Genomic DNA, 16,225 nt, shown 5'->3' with positions numbered 1-16,225 from the left:
CTACTCCAGCCGGAGGCTCGTCACGTCCTCGAGGTGGGCGAGCACCTGGTCCTGGAAGCCCGGGTCGACCGCGCTGCGGTGCGGGTCGCGCGGTCTGTGGTGGTGCCAGTAGCCGCCCGTGCGCGGGTCGATCCCGGCCTCGTCCGCGATGGCGAGCCAGACCTGGGTGCGGTGGCCCTCGACGAGGTCGTCGGGCGCGCCGCGCCCGCCCATCCGGGTCGGCACCCAGCCGGGGTCGACCGCGTGCGACAGCGTCCCGGGCCGCCGGTCGGCGAGCGCCATGAAGAGCGCCGTCACCCAGAGCTTGCTGTCGGAGTAGCCACCGCCACGGGCCAGGTCGGTGCCGCCACCGAGGTGCATCCCGCTGCTCAGCACGATCGACCGGCCAGGAGGCTGCATCACGGCAGTGAGGACGTAGGGCGCGACGACGTTGACCGGCACGGCCAGCGCGCGGTCCATCGTCCCGGCGTTGTGGATCACCGCGTCGAACGGGCCGTGCGCGTCGAGGCGGTGGGCGAGGTCGACGGTCGCCATGACGTCCGCGAGGTCGGCGTACGCCGTCGCGGCGACGCGGTCGAGGACCGAGGCGTCCTCGAGGCGGTCCTCGCTGCGGGCGTGGAGGACGACGTCGTGGCCGGCGGTGACCAGCGCGTCGACGGTGGCGAGGCCGAGGCCGGTGGAGGCGCCGGTGACGAGGACGAGGCTCATGCGAACCAGTCTGGCGCAGCCACCTGAGCGGACGTGGGCCAGGTCACACGCGACCGGGAATGAACTCCGGGTGCCCGCCGTTCAGTTGTTTAATCGTCAACCACTTCAGGAGCACCCGCCATGTCGTTCTTCCGCCGCAAGCCCAAGCACGTTGCCACCGCCGCGCCCGTCGAGACCGCCGCGCCCGTCGCCGTCCTCGACCGTGGCTCGATCACCGGGGACTACACCGTCGACGCGAGCCACAGCCGCCTCGGCTTCTCGGCGCGCCACGCGATGGTCACCACCGTCCGCGGCCAGTTCGCCGACTTCGAGGGCACCGCGCACGTCGACGCCGAGAACCCGGCCGCCTCGACCGTCACCCTCGACATCCGCCCGGCCAGCGTCTCCACCGGCACCGCCGACCGCGACGGCCACCTCGTCTCGGGCGACTTCTTCGACGTCGAGAACCACCCGGCCATCACCTTCGTCTCGACCTCCGTCGAGCGCGACGGCGCCGAGTGGAGCATCACCGGCGACCTCACGATCAAGGGCGTGTCCCACTCGGTCACCATCCCCTTCGAGGAGACCGGCACCGCCGTCGACCCGTTCGGCAACACCCGCGTCGGCTTCGAGGGCGAGACCACCATCAACCGCAAGGACTGGGACCTCTCCTGGAACGCCGCGCTCGAGACCGGCGGCGTCCTCGTCTCCGAGAAGATCAAGCTCCAGTTCGACATCTCGGCGATCAAGAACGCCTGAGCTGGCTGACCCCGTCGGCGGGGCGCGGATCCGTGTGATCCGCGTCCCGCCGTCGTCGTTCGCGGAATCGACGCGGGAGGTGGCCCGTTGACGCCAGCATGACGACGTCCCTCCTCGACCCGATCACCCTGCGCGGCCGCACCGCGCGCAACCGGATCTGGTTGTCGCCGATGTGCCAGTACTCCGCGTTCGACGGCGACGGCGTCCCCACCGACTGGCACCTGGTCAACCTCGGTCGCCACGCCACCGGCGGATTCGGCCTCGTCACCACCGAGGCGGCGGCAGTCGTCCCCGAAGGTCGCATCAGCCCGCAGGACGTCGGCATCTGGAACGACCGGCAGGCCGATGCGTGGACGCGCATCGTCGACTTCGTCCACGGCCAGGGCGCACTCGCCGCCGTCCAGCTCGCGCACGCCGGGCGCAAGGCGAGCACGTACGGCCTGGGCCGGTCCCGCGGGTCCGTGCCCCTCGACGACGGCGGCTGGGAGTCGGTCGGCCCGTCGACCTCGGCCTTCGACGGCCTCGCCGCGCCCCGCGCGCTCACCACCGACGAGGTCGCCGGGCTCCCCGCGGCCTTCGCCGAGGCCGCTCGCCGCGCCGACCGCGCCGGCTTCGACGCGATCGACCTGCACGGCGCGCACGGCTACCTCCTGCACCAGTTCCTCTCACCCCTCGTCAACGACCGCGCCGACGTCTACGGCGGGTCGTTCGAGAACCGCGCCCGCCTCGTGGTCGACACGGTCCGCGCCATCCGCGAGGTCTGGCCCGCCGACAAGGTGCTGCTCGTCCGCCTCTCCGCGACCGACTGGGCCGAGGGCGGCTGGGACCTCGAGCAGACCGTCCTCCTCTCCGCCGTCCTGCGCGACCTCGGCGTCGACCTGGTCGACGTCTCGTCCGGCGGCGCGGTGGCCCACCAGGACATCGCGGTGCACCCCGGCTACCAGGTGCCCTTCGCCGCAGCCGTACGCCGTCATGCCGGCATCGCGACCTCCGCGGTCGGCCTGATCGACGACCCGCGCCAGGCGCAGGCCGTCCTCGACGGGGGCGAGGCCGACGTGATCATGCTCGGCCGCGCTGCGATCCGGGAGCCCTCCTGGCCGCTGCGCGCCGCCCACGAGCTCGGGGTCGATCCGGACGACGCGCCCTACGCCCCGCAGTACGAGCGGGGCGCCTGGCGCGCCTGAGGCGGGCGGGTCGGCGGATACTGGGAAGCGTGGACGTTCGGGCTGCGATGGTGGCCGACCCCAAGACGTTGCCGAGCCACGCCTCGGTGACGGCCGCACGCGACGCGTTCGCCGACGAGCACGTCCACCTGCTGCTCCTGGTGGAGGGCCGGGAGCTGGTCGGCACCCTCACCCGCGACGACCTGGCCGGCGAGCACCCGCCGCAGATGTCGGCACTCGACCTCGCCACCCTGGAGGGTCGGGTGATCGCTCCGGACGTCCCGCTCGACGAGGCCGGTGCTCGCATGAGGGACACCGGGAGACGCCGCCTGGCGGTGGTCGACGGCGAGGGACGACTCCTCGGGCTGCTCTGCCTCAAGCGTCACGGACGGGGGTTCTGCACCGCCGAGGACCTCGCGTCCCGGAGGTCGTCGCAGGCGTGACACCGGGCGTCAGGCCCTCGTGCCGTCCTCGACGACCCACGTGAGGAGGTCGTGGGTGTCCTGGCCGCGCCGCACCGGGTCGTCGTACAGGCTCGGGGTGTCCGGGCGCTCGCGGATCCGCAGGGCCTCCTCCGCGATGGGCGTCCATCTCTCGTCGAGGCGGTCGATGACGTAGCGGCCGGCGCCGCTCTTGGACGTGAGGGAGTGCTCGGCGAGGAGGTGGTGCAGGCGCGGCGCGCCGAGTGCGATCCAGGCGACGGCCTCGTCGCTCCCACCGATCTCCCTCACCCCCTCGCCCGCGGTCTGCTCCGCGATGCCACGCCAATAGGTGTCGAGGTTGCGCCTGGTGAAGTCGCGGAGCTCGGCGTCGTCCGTGTGCACCGGCGGCACCTCGCCGCGCAGCACGACCGGGCCGAGGGCCAGCTCGTGCCAGGTGACGGGGTTGATGTCGAGCGTGCCGTGCTCGTCGAACCGGCCCTCGTAGAACACCGGCCTGGTGCCGACCCCGGACGGGCTCGCGGCGAGGTCGGCCGCGGTGCAGTGGAAGCCGTCGAAGGTCGGCGTCGCGAACCGCTCCCTCACCGCCGCATGGGCCTCGGCCAGGTCGGCGAGGCGATCAGCCGCGGGCAGCCGCTGCCACACGGCGACGAAGTCGGCGTCGCTCCCGGGGAAGAACTCGCCCCACACGATCGACCCGTGCAGGAACAGCCCACTCAGCTGTCCCGGGAAACGCCGGTCGACCTCCTCGAGGAAGCAGTCGACCAGGTCCTGCACCGCCTGCGGAGTCACAGCAGGTCAGCAGTCCCCGCCGCCGCCTCCGGAGTCGGTCCCACCGTGGCCGGTGGCCGCGGCGCCGAACATGGCGGTGGCCGAGCCGCCGCGTCCCCCCAGGCCCAGGTCGCGGTCGAAGGGTGCCCTGATCGCGTCCAGCGTCAGGCCCGCGAGGAACACCACGGTCAGCCCGCTGAGCAGGACCACCAGCGCGGTCGGGACGCTGTGGGTCGCCAGGCCGGCAACGGCGCAGGAGACGACGACGAGAGCGGCAGCAGAGGCAGCGAACGCCTTCCACGTCACGCGGCGAGCGGCCCTGCGGATGTCACCACCGATGCTCATGGTCCGAGTGTGACGCACGACTCCCGGAAATGCACGGGTCCGGCGGCAGGTACTAGCACCATCAGACAGATGGTGCGGGCCGCGCGGCTGGCTGAGGCTTGGTCCCATGAAGACCTCCACGAGCACTTCCCGCACGCTGGCCGTCACCGCGGCCACCGCCACTCTCGCACTGGCCGGCCTCGCCGCCGCCTCGGCTCCCGCCCTCGCCCACTCCGACAGCCACACCTCGGTCCGGCTCAGCGGTCACGGCGACGACGACCCGGCCGGTGACGACCACGGCGGCCACGGCGACGACGACCACGACGGCGGTGACGACCACGGCGGTCGCGGCCACGGTGGCGACGACAACGGCGGAACCGACGACAACAGCAGCGGCGGCGGCGGCGGCGGCACCGACGACAACAGCAGCAGCACCGGCTCCCGCGGCGGCGACGACAACGGTGGGACCCGCGGTGGCCGTGGCGGGCGTGGCGACGACCGCGTCATCCGCACCGGCGCCTGCTCCTCGACCGGCACCTGGAAGCTCAAGGTGAAGACCGACGACGGCCGTCTCGAGGTCGAGGGCGAGGTCGACACCAACCGCGCCGGCCAGACCTGGGCCTGGACGATCACCGACAACGACGCGGTGGCCGGCCGCGGCTCGGCCACGACCGGCGGTCGCAGCGGCTCCTTCAGCGTGGAGCGCAAGATCCCCAACCGCGCGGGCGCCGACCGGATCGTGTTCCGCGCGACCCGCGACGGCAACGTGTGCCAGGGCGCCATCACCTTCTGAGTCCCGACCCCACCGGAACACCCCACGGTTCCCCCGCGTCGACCGGACCTCGCTCCCCCACCCCCTGTGGGCGAGGCACCTCGACGCACGTCGCCTCCCCAGCGACGCCACAGCCCCCGGCCAGCACGCTGGCCGGGGGCTGTCGTGCTGCTGCGGAGGATCACCCGGAACGCGGCTGCTCCTTCGTCAGGTGGAGCAGCCACTGGTTCCCGCCGGTGTGGATGAGCGCATAGCGACGTACGCCGTCGCGCCCGTGCAGCGAGAACACGAACCGTCGCTCGTCGCGGTCGTGCTCCTCCCAGGTCCCCTCGTCGGCGATGGTCTTGTGCTCGTCCTCGTAGGCCACGTGGTCGAGGTCGTGGTCCCCGACGATCACCGCGAGCCGGTCGTGCGCGCTGTCGTCGGGCAGGCCCTTCGGCACCGCCCAGCTGCGCAGCACGCCGTCCTCCTCGAGCCGCAGGTCGAAGTGCGGGCTGGGCTTGCGGTGGTCGTGCAGCACGAAGCGCGACGTCATGGCGACCATGCTCCCGCAACCGGGCCGGAGTGAGGTTCCTCACTGCTACGATCTGCCGGCTCGCGAGACCGCGGCGAACGGGAGGTTGATCGGTGCTGACCCTTCCCGATGCACCGCGGCGCGAGCCCGAGTTCGGCCACGACGCCCTGGTGGTGTGCGACAACCTGGTCCGCATCTACCAGTCCGAGACCGTCGAGGTGCAGGCGCTCCAGGGACTCGACCTGCTCGTGCACGAGGGCGAGATGATCGCCCTCGTCGGCGCCTCGGGGTCGGGCAAGTCCACGCTGCTCAACGTGCTGGCCGGAGTCGACTCGCCCACGGCCGGTCGGACCCGCGTGGCCGGGCACGACCTCATCGACATGACGCGCAGCGAGCAGGTGCACTACCGGCGCCACGTCGTGGGTTTCGTCCGGCAGCAGGCCGCGCGCAACCTGGTGCCGTACCTCACGGCCGCCCAGGTCGTCGACCTGCCCATGACCATCGCCGGGACGCCCCGAGCACGACGACACGAGCGCACGACCGAGCTGCTGGAGCTCCTCGGCGTCTCGCACTGCGCCGACCGGCGCCCGCTGGAGATGTCCGGTGGCGAGCAGCAACGGGTCTCGATCGCCGTGGCCCTCGCCAACGAGCCGCGTCTCCTGCTGGCCGACGAGCCCACGGGCGAGCTCGACAGCGAGACCGGGGCCGAGGTGTTCGCGGCGCTGAGGACGGCCAACCGCGAGCTGGGCGCCACGGTGGTCGTCGTCACCCACGACGCGGGTGTGAGCGAGCAGGTGGCGCGCACGGTGGCGATCCGGGACGGGCGCACCAGCAGCGAGGTCCTCCGCAGCCACGAGACGGCAGGCACGCCCGGCACGGCGGAGGAGTTCGCCGTGATGGATCGGTCCGGTCGGGTGCAGCTGCCCCGTGAGTACCGCGAGGCGCTCAACCTGACCCGCCGCGTCCGGCTGGCGCTCGCCGACGACCACGTGCAGATCCGCTCGGACCGCGACGAGGGTGCATGAGCATCCCCGGCGAGCACGTGGGCAGGCACCGGAGCGAGCAGACCGCGGAGCAGATGGTCGTCGTGCGGGACCTCGCCCGCACCTACGGCAGCGCCGCCGCGCCGGTGCACGCGCTGCGTGGTGTCTCGTTCGACGTCGCCCCCGGCGAGATGGTCGCGGTCGTCGGTCGGTCGGGGTCGGGCAAGACGACCCTCCTGAACATGCTCGGCGGGCTCGACCGGCCCGACGAGGGGACCGTCCGGGTCGACGGCACCGATGTCACGACCCTCGACGAGCAGGGACTGAGCACGCTGCGCCGCGACTCGGTCTCCTACGTCTTCCAGACCTTCGGCCTCATCCCTGCCCTCACCGCCGCCGAGAACGTCGGCGTGCCCCTGCGGCTGCGTCGTACGCCCACCGCCGAGCGGGAGGAGCGGGTCTCGCTCCTGCTCGAGCTGGTCGGGCTGCGCGACCACGCGCTGCAGCGCCCGGCGGAGCTCTCCGGCGGTCAGCAGCAACGAGTCGCCATCGCCCGCGCCCTGGCCGGGTCGCCGCGCCTGCTCCTGGCCGACGAACCGACCGGCCAGCTCGACACGGAGACGGGCCTCTCCGTCATGGCGCTGCTCCGCGCCGTCGTCGAGTCCGAGGGAGTCACCGCGGTGGTCGCCACCCACGACGCGGTCCTGATGTCGCTCGCCGACCGAGTCCTCGTGATCTCGGACGGACGGGTCGACGGCTGAGGACGCTCCCGTGCTGACCCTGGTCCTCCGTCGTGCTCGGGTGCAGCGACGGCTGCTGGCCTGGGTCGTCGTCCTGGTCGCCACCGCATGCACGCTCGTCGGCACCTGCGTGCTCGTGCTGGGAGCCACGCAGGAGCGGGCGTTCCACGTCGCCGTCGAGCAGTCCGAGCCCGAGGACGTGAGCGTGACGGCGTTCCTCGTCGACCTCGCGGGCGACGACGTCACGGCGGCGGCGCAGGAGGCCGGGGACGTGGTCGAGAGCGTCCTGGCGCCGATGCGACCCACGCTCGAGACCACCCTCACGTCCCGGCTCAGGCGGCTGGAGGGCGCGGACCAGGCCTACCTGTCGGCGACCGACGACCTCTCCTCGCGCGCCGACCTCGTCTCCGGCAGGTGGCCGGAGGAGGCAGCCTCTGGCCCGGCCGAGGCGGTGGTCCCCGCGACCACCGCGCGGCTGCTCGACCTCGACCTGGGCGAGGAGGTGCAGCTCGGCCGGGAGACCGGCCTCGGGGGCGTCGACGCACCCGTGACGGTCACGGTCGTCGGCACCTTCCAGCCCCGCGCGGGCGTCGAGTGGGAGCGCGATCCCCTGGGAGGTGCGGGCTTCTCCCCCAACTACAGCGACGGGCTGGAGGCCGCACCGACCTACGGACCCTTCGTGGTCACCCAGCAGTCCTTCCTGGCCTCGGGCTCGTCGGTCAACGGACTGCGCGTGACGGCGCATCCCGTCCTCCGGCTGGCCGACGACTCCTCGCTGACTGCCGCCGTGGAGTCGCTCGGCGAGGCCTCGGGTGCCCTGTCGTCACGGGTCGGTGACCGGGCGCGGATCACCCGGGTGGCGTCCGAGCTCCCCCGCACGCTGGCGCGGATCCACTCGCAGCAGGACAGCACCCGCTCCACCGTGCTGGTGGTCCTGCTCCTGGGCATGGCCCTCTCCCTCGCCGCGGCCCTGCTCGCGGGGCGCCTCGTCGCCTCGGTCCGTGCGGACGAGCGCGCACTCCTGGTGGCGGTGGGACTCAGCCGCCGCCAGCAGCTGGGCGCTGCGGGCGTGGAGGCAGTCCTGCTGTCGCTGGCGGCCGCCGCCATCGCCGTCCCGGCGGCGGTGCTCGTGCACTGGCGCCTCACCCACCTGGCGGACCTCGCGGCAGCCGGGTTGGGCCAGGGCCCCACCGTGACACCCGCGACGGTTCTCGCGGTGCTGGGTGCCGGCGTCCTGCTCACCGGCGCCCTCCTCTCCGCCACGGTGGCACCCGACCGCGCGCCGGACCCCTCGCCGCGACGGGCCGCACTGGCCCGGCTCGGCGTGGACGGCGTCCTGCTGGTGGCCGCGGTGGCGGCCTGGTGGCAGCTGCGGTCGCGACCCTCGTCGGTGGCGGACGGTCCCGGTGACGTCACCCTCACCTTCGCCCCGGTCCTGTGCCTCGCGGTGCTGGTCGTGCTGGGCGTCCGCGTCGTGCCGTTCCTGCTCACCGCAGCGGCGCGCGCGGCGGGCCGCACCCGGGGACTCATCGGGCCGTTGGCCGCCCAGCAGGCTGCCCGCCGTCCCCGCACCGGTACGGCGATGGTGCTGGTCGCGGCGGCCGTCGCCGCGGCGGTCTTCGGCCTCGCGCTGCGCACGACGTGGGACCGGTCGCAGGCCGACCAGGCGGCGCTCCGGGTCGGCACCGACCTCGCCCTGACCCTGCCCGCACCGGCCGGGCTCGAGGACGCCACGGCTGTCGCCGCCGCCGTCCGCGGCCAGACCCCCGCACCGGTCGTCTCCCCGGTCATCCACCGCCCCCTCGCCCTCGGGCGCTACATCGGCGAGGAGGGCTCCCGGCCCGCGCTGGTCGCGATCGACGCCACGCAGGCGGGTGCGCTGCTCCGCGGCCGTGCCCAGCCGGGCACGACCTGGGCCGACGTCGGCGCAGGACTGATGCCCGCCGAGCCCGCGGCGAGCATCGCCGTGCCGGACGAGGGCTCCGGGATCCGCCTGCGTGGCCGTGGTCCGGCGGGAGCCGGGCTGACGGTGTCCCCGACCGCTGTGCTGGAGGACCCGACCGGGTTCCGCACGGCGATCTCGGCGGAGCCCGTGGCGCTCGACGGGGCCTCGCACCCGGTCGACTGGATCGGCACCCTGGGACCCGGGCTGAGGCTGGTGGCGCTCCGGCTCGACCTCGGCGGGACGGAAGGCGCCTCGCCGGACGCTGCCGCCCAGGTCCGCGTGTCGGTCCGCGTGCCCCCCACCGGGGAGGAGGTCGCGGACGGACCGCCCTGGCAGGTGCTCGCGCTGCAGGAGTCGTCCCCGGTGAGCGCCAAGGAGGTGACGGTGCGGACCAGCGGGAGCGGCACCGTGCTGCGGGCCGACCTCACGGTCAACCTCGTCTACTTCCAGTACACCGGGGCCGACGTGCTGGCGACCGCGTTCCCGGTCCCGGGACCGGTCCCGGTCGCCGTGTCGCAGGACCTCGTGGACGCCGTCGGCGCCCACACGGGTGACGAGCTGTCCGCCATCGTCGGCGACACCGTGCTCGCCCTGCGGGTGGTCTCCCTGGTGCCGAGCGTCCCGTCGGCACCGGGACAGGTGGCCGTGCTGGCCGACGCCGACACGCTGTCGCGGGCGCTGGTGGACGACGGACGCCTCGAGCCGGTCGTCGATGCCTGGTGGGTGTCCCGGCCGACAGCCGCGACGACGGCGGCGCTGAGAAGTCTCGAGCTGGGCGACGTCACGACCCGTGCGGGGGTCGCCACGCAGCTGTCGCAGGGTCCCCTGCGGGTGTCCGTGCCGGCGACCCTGCTGGCGCTGGTGGCCCTCGCGGTGGCGATGCTCCTGGCGGCCGTCGGGCTGGTGCTCGGCGCCGATCGCCAGCGCCAGGTGGCGGGGGTCGTGAGGTTGCGCGCGATCGGTCTGACCCGCCGCGAGGTGCGGCGCCTCCTCCTCGTCGAGCACCTGGTCTTCTTCGCGCCGCTGGTCGTGGTGAGCACCGTCGTCGGCGTGGCGGCGACACTGCTCCTCGCACCGCACCTGGTCCGGTCGGACCTGGGGGCCGAGCCGGTCCCCCGCGCGCTCGTCGCGTGGCCGTGGACCGCCGAGACGCTCCTGGTCGCAGGCGTGCTGCTCGGCACCGCGGTGATGACCACGATCCACGCCGGGCTCCTGGTGCGGCAGTCCGACCCGGCGCGGCTGCGAGCGGGTGACCGGTGAGGCGCCTGCCTGCCGTGCACGCGGCGACGGTCACCGGGCGGCTGCGCGCCGACCGCGGGCTCCTCGCCCTGGTCGGCCTGGTCGTCGCCCTGACGTCAGCGCTGGCGGGCGCCGTGGCCCCGGTCACCGAGACGACCGCGGACCGTGCGATCGCCGCCACCGTGCAGGGCGTCGGGTCGCGCGGCGACGTGGTCGCGACGGTGCCGCAGTGGTACGACCCCCCGCAGGACAAGGTGAGGGACCCCGACACCGCCGCGCAGGTGCGACAAGCGGCGGCCCTGGCTCGCGGAGCCCTTCCCGGTGGGCTCGCCGACGTCCTGCGCCCGGGGATCACCACCATCACGACGGCCTCCCTGCAGCTGCTCGACGCCGGACCCGGGCGCTACCTGCAGCTGACGTACCTCGACACGGAGGCCGGTGGCCCGGCAGTGAGCTACGCGACGGGGCGCCCCCGCGGGGCAGCCGTGCCGCGGCGCCGGAGGACTCCGGCGCCCCGCCCGAGAGCAGCGGGTGGCCGGTCGGGGTCGCGGTGTCGGAGGAGGCCGCGGGCGCGCTCGGACTGCGCGCCGGCGACCGCGTGCTCGCCAAGGACCAGCAGGGGCGACAGGTCCTCGTCCGGATCACCGGGACGTTCGCCGCCGCGGACCCCGACGACGAGATCTGGCAGGTCGCGCCGCGCGTGCTGCACCCCGTCTCCGGGACGGCCGAGGGCGTCCCGTACACGTCCGCCGCCGCACTCGTCTCGACAGCGTCCCTGCCCGACCTCAGGTACGCCCTCCCGGGCGATGCGGTGACGCATCGCGTGGTCTTCTCGCCCGACGCCTCCCGGGTGAGGTGGCGCCGGGCCGCCTCGCTCGAGCAGTCGGTCGTGTCGCTCCAGTCCTCAGCAGCGCTGGCGCAGGGTGAGATCACCTGGGACAGCCTCCTGCCCTCCGTCCTGCAGGACGCACGCGCCCAGATCGCGTCCGCGCAGGGTCAGGCGCGGGTGCTCCTCCTGGGGCTCCTGTCGGCGGCCCTGCTGGTGCTCGTGCTCGCTGCACAGCTGCTCGTGCGTCGACGCTCCGACGCGCTGTCGACGGCACGCCAGCGGGGGGCCACCCTCGCCGGCGTCGCCGCCGAGCTCGCCGTCGAGTCCATCCTCGTGGCGGCGCTGGGCGGTCTGGTCGGGCTCGGCCTCACCCGGCTGCTCGCCGGGACAGTGGGCTGGGGCTGGTCGGTGCCCGTGCTGGTCGTGGCTGCCGTCGCGGCGCCCGTGCTCGGCGCCCGCGCCGCCAGCCGCGGGACCCGCCGGGTGGCCGCCAACCGGTCGGCACGCCGTACGGCGGAGCGGGCGCTGCGCGTGCGCCGGCTCGCCCTGGAGGTCGCCGTCCTGGCCGCGGCGGCGCTGTCGTTCGTCGCCCTGCGCCAGCGTGGGGTCGTCGGTGGCGACGCGGCGACGGGCGACCTGACGGCGACCAGCGCCACCACGTGGGGTGCGGTCGCGGGCTCACTGGTGCTGCTCCGCGTCCTCCCCCTGCTGCTGCGAGGAGCACTGCGGGTCACGCGTCGCTCCTCCGGCGGCGTCGCCTTCTTCGTCGCCGCACGACTCACGGTCACCGGCACGCGCGTCGTGCCCGTGATGCTCACGGTGGTCGCCGTCGCCCAGCTCACCTTCGCCGTCGCCCTGGCCGCGACCGAGCGGGAGGGCCAGGCGACCGGGTCCCTCTCGGCGGTGGGCGGTGACGCCCGGCTCGACGGCCCGCCCGACCCCGTCCTCGACGAGGTCGCTCGCGAGGTCGGTGGCAGCGCGGGTGTCCGGGCGACCGCCGTCGGCCGGGTCGCGGACGACGTCCGCGTGTCGGCCCGCGGCGGCGCCGACGTGGTGCGGCTCGTGGTCGTCAACGCGACCGACTACGAGCGGCTGCTCACCAGCAGCGAGCTCGCCGACGCGCCGCAGCTCGCACGGTTGCGGTCCGACGACACCGACCGGGTGCCGGCCCTGCTGCTCGGGGGCGGGGACGGCCTGCGCGACGAGCCGAACCTGCGCTGGGAGGACGCCACCGTCCCGCTCGAGGTGGTCGGCACGGCACCTGACGTGGACGGGTCGCTCGATCCCGTGCTGGTCGTCGACTCCGGGGCCCTCGCCGCCGCCGGCGTGGTGGCGCCACCCACCACGGTGTGGGCCGTCGGGCCCGGAGCGACCGACGCGCTCGAGGGTGCCGGCCGACGCGTGGGAGAGGCGTACTCCCTCACGACCTACCGCGACGAGCTGGCCGAGCGCCGTGACGCCGCCCTCCCGTCCGCCATGCTCGACCTGTCCACGGCGACGAGCCTGCTCCTCCTGGCGCTCGCGGGCCTGGGCACGGTGCTGGCGGCAGCCACCGACGCACCGTCCCGCGCGGAGTCGGTCGCGCGGCTGCGCGCACTCGGCCTTCCCGGTGACGCCCTGCGGCGGGTCCTGGTGGGTGAGGTCGTCCTCCCGGTCGTCGTCGCCGGGGTCACCGGACTCGCCCTGGGCGTGGGTGGTGCGTACGCCGCGCTCGGGTCGCTGTCACTGGAGCGCCTGACGGGTTCGCCTGGCCCGCCCGCGCCCACCGTCCCCTGGTGGGCCGCGCTCGCCGTGCTGGTGCTCGCTGTCTGCTCCCTCGTCGTGGCCGGCGTCGAGTGGCGACGTGCACGGCGTACGGCCCTCGCCCGGCTGCTGCGCACCTGACGCAGCGCCCGCGCGCCCGTCCGCCCGCGCCCGCCGATGAGACCGTGGTGCTGCCGGGCGGGTAAATTCGCGCGGTGCCCGACACCCGCCCCCGCCGTACCTTCGCCGTCATCAGCCACCCGGACGCGGGCAAGTCGACGCTGACCGAGGCGCTCGCGCTGCACGCGCGGGTGATCACCGAGGCCGGCGCCGTCCACGGCAAGGGCGACCGCCGCGCCACCGTGTCGGACTGGATGGCGATGGAGAAGGCCCGCGGCATCTCGATCACCTCGGCGGCGCTGCAGTTCGTCTACCGCGACCACGTGATCAACCTCGTCGACACCCCCGGCCACAGCGACTTCTCCGAGGACACCTACCGCGTGCTGTCGGCGGTCGACTCCGCGGTGATGCTGGTCGACGCCGGAAAGGGCCTCGAGCCGCAGACGCTCAAGCTCTTCAAGGTCTGCGCGCTCCGGGGCATCCCGGTCCTGACGGTCATCAACAAGTGGGACCGGCCGGGCCTGTCGGCGCTCGAGCTGATGGACCTGATCCAGGAGAAGATCAAGCTCCGCCCCACCCCCCTGACCTGGCCGGTCGGCGAGGCCGGCGACTTCCGCGGCGTGCTGGACCGGCGGACGGGAGAGTTCGTCAAGTACACCCGCACCGCCGGCGGCGCGACCCGCGCGCCCGAGCGACGGATGGCGCCCGACGAGGTCGAGGACACCGACTCCCACCAGTGGCAGGCCGCGGCCGAGGAGCACGAGCTGCTCACCCTCGACGAGGCCGACCACGACCAGGAGCGCTTCCTCGCCGGCGAGACGACGCCGGTCATGTTCGCCTCGGCGCTGCAGAACTTCGGTGTCGCGCAGCTGCTCGACCTGCTGCTCGACATCGCTCCCGACCCCAGCGCGACCGAGGGCGTCGACGGCTCCGTGCGCGACACCGGCGACGACTTCAGCGCCTTCGTCTTCAAGGTGCAGTCGGGCATGAACAACGCCCACCGCGACCGCCTGGCCTACGCCCGCGTCGTCTCCGGCCACTTCGAGCGCGGCATGGTCGTCACCCACGCGGGCAGCGGCCGTCCGTTCGCCACGAAGTTCGCGCAGTCGGTCTTCGGCCGCGACACCGCCGCCGTCGAGACCGCCGAGCCCGGCGACATCATCGGGTTCGTCAACGCCCAGTCGCTCCGCGTCGGCGACACGGTCTACGTCGGCGACGCGATCGAGTACCCGCCGGTCCCGAGCTTCGCGCCCGAGCACTTCGTGACCGCCAGCGCCGGCGACATCAGCCGCTACAAGCAGTTCCGCCGCGGCATCGAGCAGCTCGACCAGGAGGGCGTCGTCCAGGTCCTCCGCTCCGACCTCCGCGGCGACCAGAACCCCGTGCTCGCCGCCGTCGGACCGATGCAGTTCGAGGTCGTCGAGGACCGGATGACCAACGAGTTCAACTCCCCCATCCGGCTGTCCCGGCTCGACTACCAGGTCGCCCGCCGCACGAACGCCGAGGGCGCCGCCGCCCTGGCCGGCATGCGCGGCATCGAGGTGCTCGAGCGCAGCGACGGCACGCACATGGCGCTCTTCGTCGACCAGTGGCGCGCCATGGTGACCGCCCGCGACAACCCGGAGATCATGCTCGAGGCACTGCCCGCCGGCGGCGCCTGAGGATGACGACCGCCCGCGTATCGTCGACGGGGTGAGCACCCCCGTCGTCCCGCTCGCGCTGGGGCACCACTTCGCCGACGCCCTGCCCGAGCTCGCGCTCCCGTGGCAGGCCGCCGACGTCCCCGACCCGCAGCTCCTCGCCCTCAACGAGCCACTCGCCGGCGAGCTCGGCCTGGACCCCGACTGGCTGCGCACGCCCGAGGGCCTCGGCCTGCTCACCGGCACCGTGGTGCCCGAGGGCGCGACGCCGGTCGCCCAGGCCTATGCCGGCCACCAGTTCGGTGGCTACTCGCCCCGGCTCGGCGACGGCCGCGCGCTCCTGCTCGGCGAGCTCACCGACCGCGACGGGCAGGTCCGCGACCTCCACCTCAAGGGCTCGGGACGCACGCCGTTCTCGCGCGGCGGCGACGGCTACGCGGCCGTCGGGCCGATGCTGCGCGAGCACGTGATCAGCGAGGCGATGCACGCGCTGGGCATCCCGACCACCCGCTCGCTCGGCGTGGTCGCGAGCGGCCGGGCGGTGCACCGCGAGACCGTGCTCCCCGGCGCCGTCCTCGCCCGCGTCGCGAGCAGCCACCTGCGTGTCGGCTCCTTCCAGTACGCCCGCGCCACCGACGACCTCGACCTGCTGCGCCGGCTCGCCGACCACGCGATCGCGCGGCACCACCCCGGTGCCGCCCACGCCGAGCAGCCCCACCTCGCGCTCTTCGAAGCCGTGATGGCCGCGCAGGCCGAGCTGGTCGCCCGGTGGATGCTCGTGGGCTTCGTCCACGGCGTGATGAACACCGACAACGTGACGATCTCCGGCGAGACCATCGACTACGGCCCGTGCGCCTTCGTCGACGCCTTCGACCCGGCCACGGTCTTCAGCTCGATCGACACCGGCGGTCGCTACGCCTTCGGCAACCAGCCGGTCGTCGCCGAGTGGAACCTCGCCCGCTTCGCCGAGGCGCTGCTCCCGCTCCTCGCCGAGGAGCAGGACGACGCCGTCGCGATCGCCACCGCCTCCCTCGGCCGGTTCCGCACGCTCTACTCCGCCGCGTGGTCGCGCGGCATGCGCGAGAAGCTCGGCCTGCCGGACGGCCTCGCGGACGACGTCGTCGCCGGCCTGGCCGGCGACCTCGTCGAGCTGATGCGCGACAACCACGTCGACCACACGGGCTTCTTCCGCGCGCTCGGTCGCGCCGCCCGCGGCGACGTCGAGGCCGCGCGCGGGCTCGTGCTCGACCTGGCGGCGTACGACGCCTGGGCCGCGCGCTGGCTCGCGCTCGCCCCCGACGCCGACGCGATGGACCGCGTCAACCCGGTCTACGTCCCCCGCAACCACCTCGTCGAGGAGGCCCTCGCCGCCGCCACCGGTGGTGACCTCGGTCCGTTCGACCGGCTGCTCGACGCGGTCCGTGAGCCGTACGTCCCACGCCCCGGGCTGGAGGCGTACGCCGACCCCGCGCCGGAGTCGTTCGCGGGCTACCAGACCTTCTGCGGCACCTGAGCCACCTGCGTGTGACCGCTGTCTCGGGGTCCACGACCCACGC

Annotated in this window: 14 protein-coding genes; 10 read left to right on the top strand and 4 right to left on the bottom strand. The window is 74.2% G+C overall.

Going from position 1 to position 16,225, the window contains the following annotated elements:
* Window positions 1-708, bottom strand: coding sequence for an SDR family NAD(P)-dependent oxidoreductase (locus tag BLV76_RS16230; protein ID WP_090970259.1), 708 nt, complete (start codon window positions 706-708; stop codon window positions 1-3).
* Between the two features lie 120 nt (window positions 709-828).
* Between BLV76_RS16230 and BLV76_RS16225 the strand changes: the two genes are divergently transcribed.
* The 3 genes from BLV76_RS16225 (at window position 829) to BLV76_RS16215 (ending at window position 3,052) form a co-directional block, all read left to right on the top strand.
* Complete coding sequence (locus BLV76_RS16225) at window positions 829-1,446, top strand: YceI family protein (protein WP_090970257.1); 618 nt, start codon at window positions 829-831, stop codon at window positions 1,444-1,446.
* A 98-nt stretch (window positions 1,447-1,544) separates the two neighbouring features.
* Entirely contained in the window at window positions 1,545-2,630 is a 1,086-nt protein-coding gene (locus BLV76_RS16220) for an NADH:flavin oxidoreductase/NADH oxidase (protein WP_090970256.1), read from the top strand.
* A 29-nt stretch (window positions 2,631-2,659) separates the two neighbouring features.
* Window positions 2,660-3,052, top strand: a complete 393-nt coding sequence (locus tag BLV76_RS16215; RefSeq protein ID WP_139306603.1) for a CBS domain-containing protein — start codon at window positions 2,660-2,662, stop codon at window positions 3,050-3,052.
* A 9-nt stretch (window positions 3,053-3,061) separates the two neighbouring features.
* Here the strand turns inward: BLV76_RS16215 and BLV76_RS16210 are convergent, their stop codons facing one another.
* Complete coding sequence (locus BLV76_RS16210) at window positions 3,062-3,841, bottom strand: nucleotidyltransferase domain-containing protein (protein WP_090970252.1); 780 nt, start codon at window positions 3,839-3,841, stop codon at window positions 3,062-3,064.
* Between the two features lie 6 nt (window positions 3,842-3,847).
* Complete coding sequence (locus BLV76_RS16205; RefSeq protein WP_090970250.1) at window positions 3,848-4,165, bottom strand: hypothetical protein; 318 nt, start codon at window positions 4,163-4,165, stop codon at window positions 3,848-3,850.
* 106 nt (window positions 4,166-4,271) lie between these two features.
* Between BLV76_RS16205 and BLV76_RS16200 the strand changes: the two genes are divergently transcribed.
* Complete coding sequence (locus BLV76_RS16200; RefSeq protein WP_090970247.1) at window positions 4,272-4,937, top strand: hypothetical protein; 666 nt, start codon at window positions 4,272-4,274, stop codon at window positions 4,935-4,937.
* Window positions 4,938-5,097: 160 nt separating this feature from the next.
* Here BLV76_RS16200 and BLV76_RS16195 read toward each other — a convergent pair whose 3' ends face one another.
* Complete coding sequence (locus BLV76_RS16195; RefSeq protein ID WP_217630367.1) at window positions 5,098-5,451, bottom strand: DNA polymerase ligase N-terminal domain-containing protein; 354 nt, start codon at window positions 5,449-5,451, stop codon at window positions 5,098-5,100.
* Window positions 5,452-5,543: 92 nt separating this feature from the next.
* Here BLV76_RS16195 and BLV76_RS16190 point away from each other — a divergent pair, with 92 nt between their 5' ends.
* The 6 genes from BLV76_RS16190 (at window position 5,544) to BLV76_RS16165 (ending at window position 16,182) form a co-directional block, all read left to right on the top strand.
* Window positions 5,544-6,455 carry an ABC transporter ATP-binding protein gene (locus BLV76_RS16190; RefSeq protein ID WP_217630366.1) on the top strand — a complete coding sequence of 304 codons (912 nt, stop codon included), beginning with the start codon at window positions 5,544-5,546 and terminating at the stop codon, window positions 6,453-6,455.
* Window positions 6,452-7,174: an ABC transporter ATP-binding protein gene (locus BLV76_RS16185; protein ID WP_245734707.1), complete on the top strand. Its 723-nt coding sequence runs from the start codon at window positions 6,452-6,454 to the stop codon at window positions 7,172-7,174. Before BLV76_RS16190 ends, BLV76_RS16185 begins: the two co-directional genes overlap by 4 nt.
* 10 nt (window positions 7,175-7,184) lie before the next feature.
* On the top strand, window positions 7,185-10,358 hold the full coding sequence (locus tag BLV76_RS16180; protein ID WP_090970243.1) for an FtsX-like permease family protein: 3,174 nt from the start codon (window positions 7,185-7,187) through the stop codon (window positions 10,356-10,358).
* A 529-nt stretch (window positions 10,359-10,887) separates the two neighbouring features.
* Window positions 10,888-13,050 carry an FtsX-like permease family protein gene (locus tag BLV76_RS16175; protein WP_090970241.1) on the top strand — a complete coding sequence of 721 codons (2,163 nt, stop codon included), beginning with the start codon at window positions 10,888-10,890 and terminating at the stop codon, window positions 13,048-13,050.
* 74 nt (window positions 13,051-13,124) lie between these two features.
* The gene (locus tag BLV76_RS16170; protein ID WP_090970239.1) at window positions 13,125-14,690 is read left to right on the top strand and encodes a peptide chain release factor 3; all 1,566 of its coding nucleotides are present in this window, start codon (window positions 13,125-13,127) and stop codon (window positions 14,688-14,690) included.
* A gap of 31 nt (window positions 14,691-14,721) precedes the next feature.
* A complete protein-coding gene (locus BLV76_RS16165; protein ID WP_090970237.1) occupies window positions 14,722-16,182 on the top strand; it encodes a protein adenylyltransferase SelO in 1,461 nt (486 codons plus the stop codon).
* Window positions 16,183-16,225 lie beyond the last annotated feature (43 nt).

The sequence above is a fragment of the Nocardioides exalbidus genome, from assembly GCF_900105585.1.
In the GTDB taxonomy this organism is placed as follows: Bacteria; Actinomycetota; Actinomycetes; order Propionibacteriales; family Nocardioidaceae; genus Nocardioides; species Nocardioides exalbidus.
This window is presented reverse-complemented; position numbering and strand designations above follow the sequence as displayed.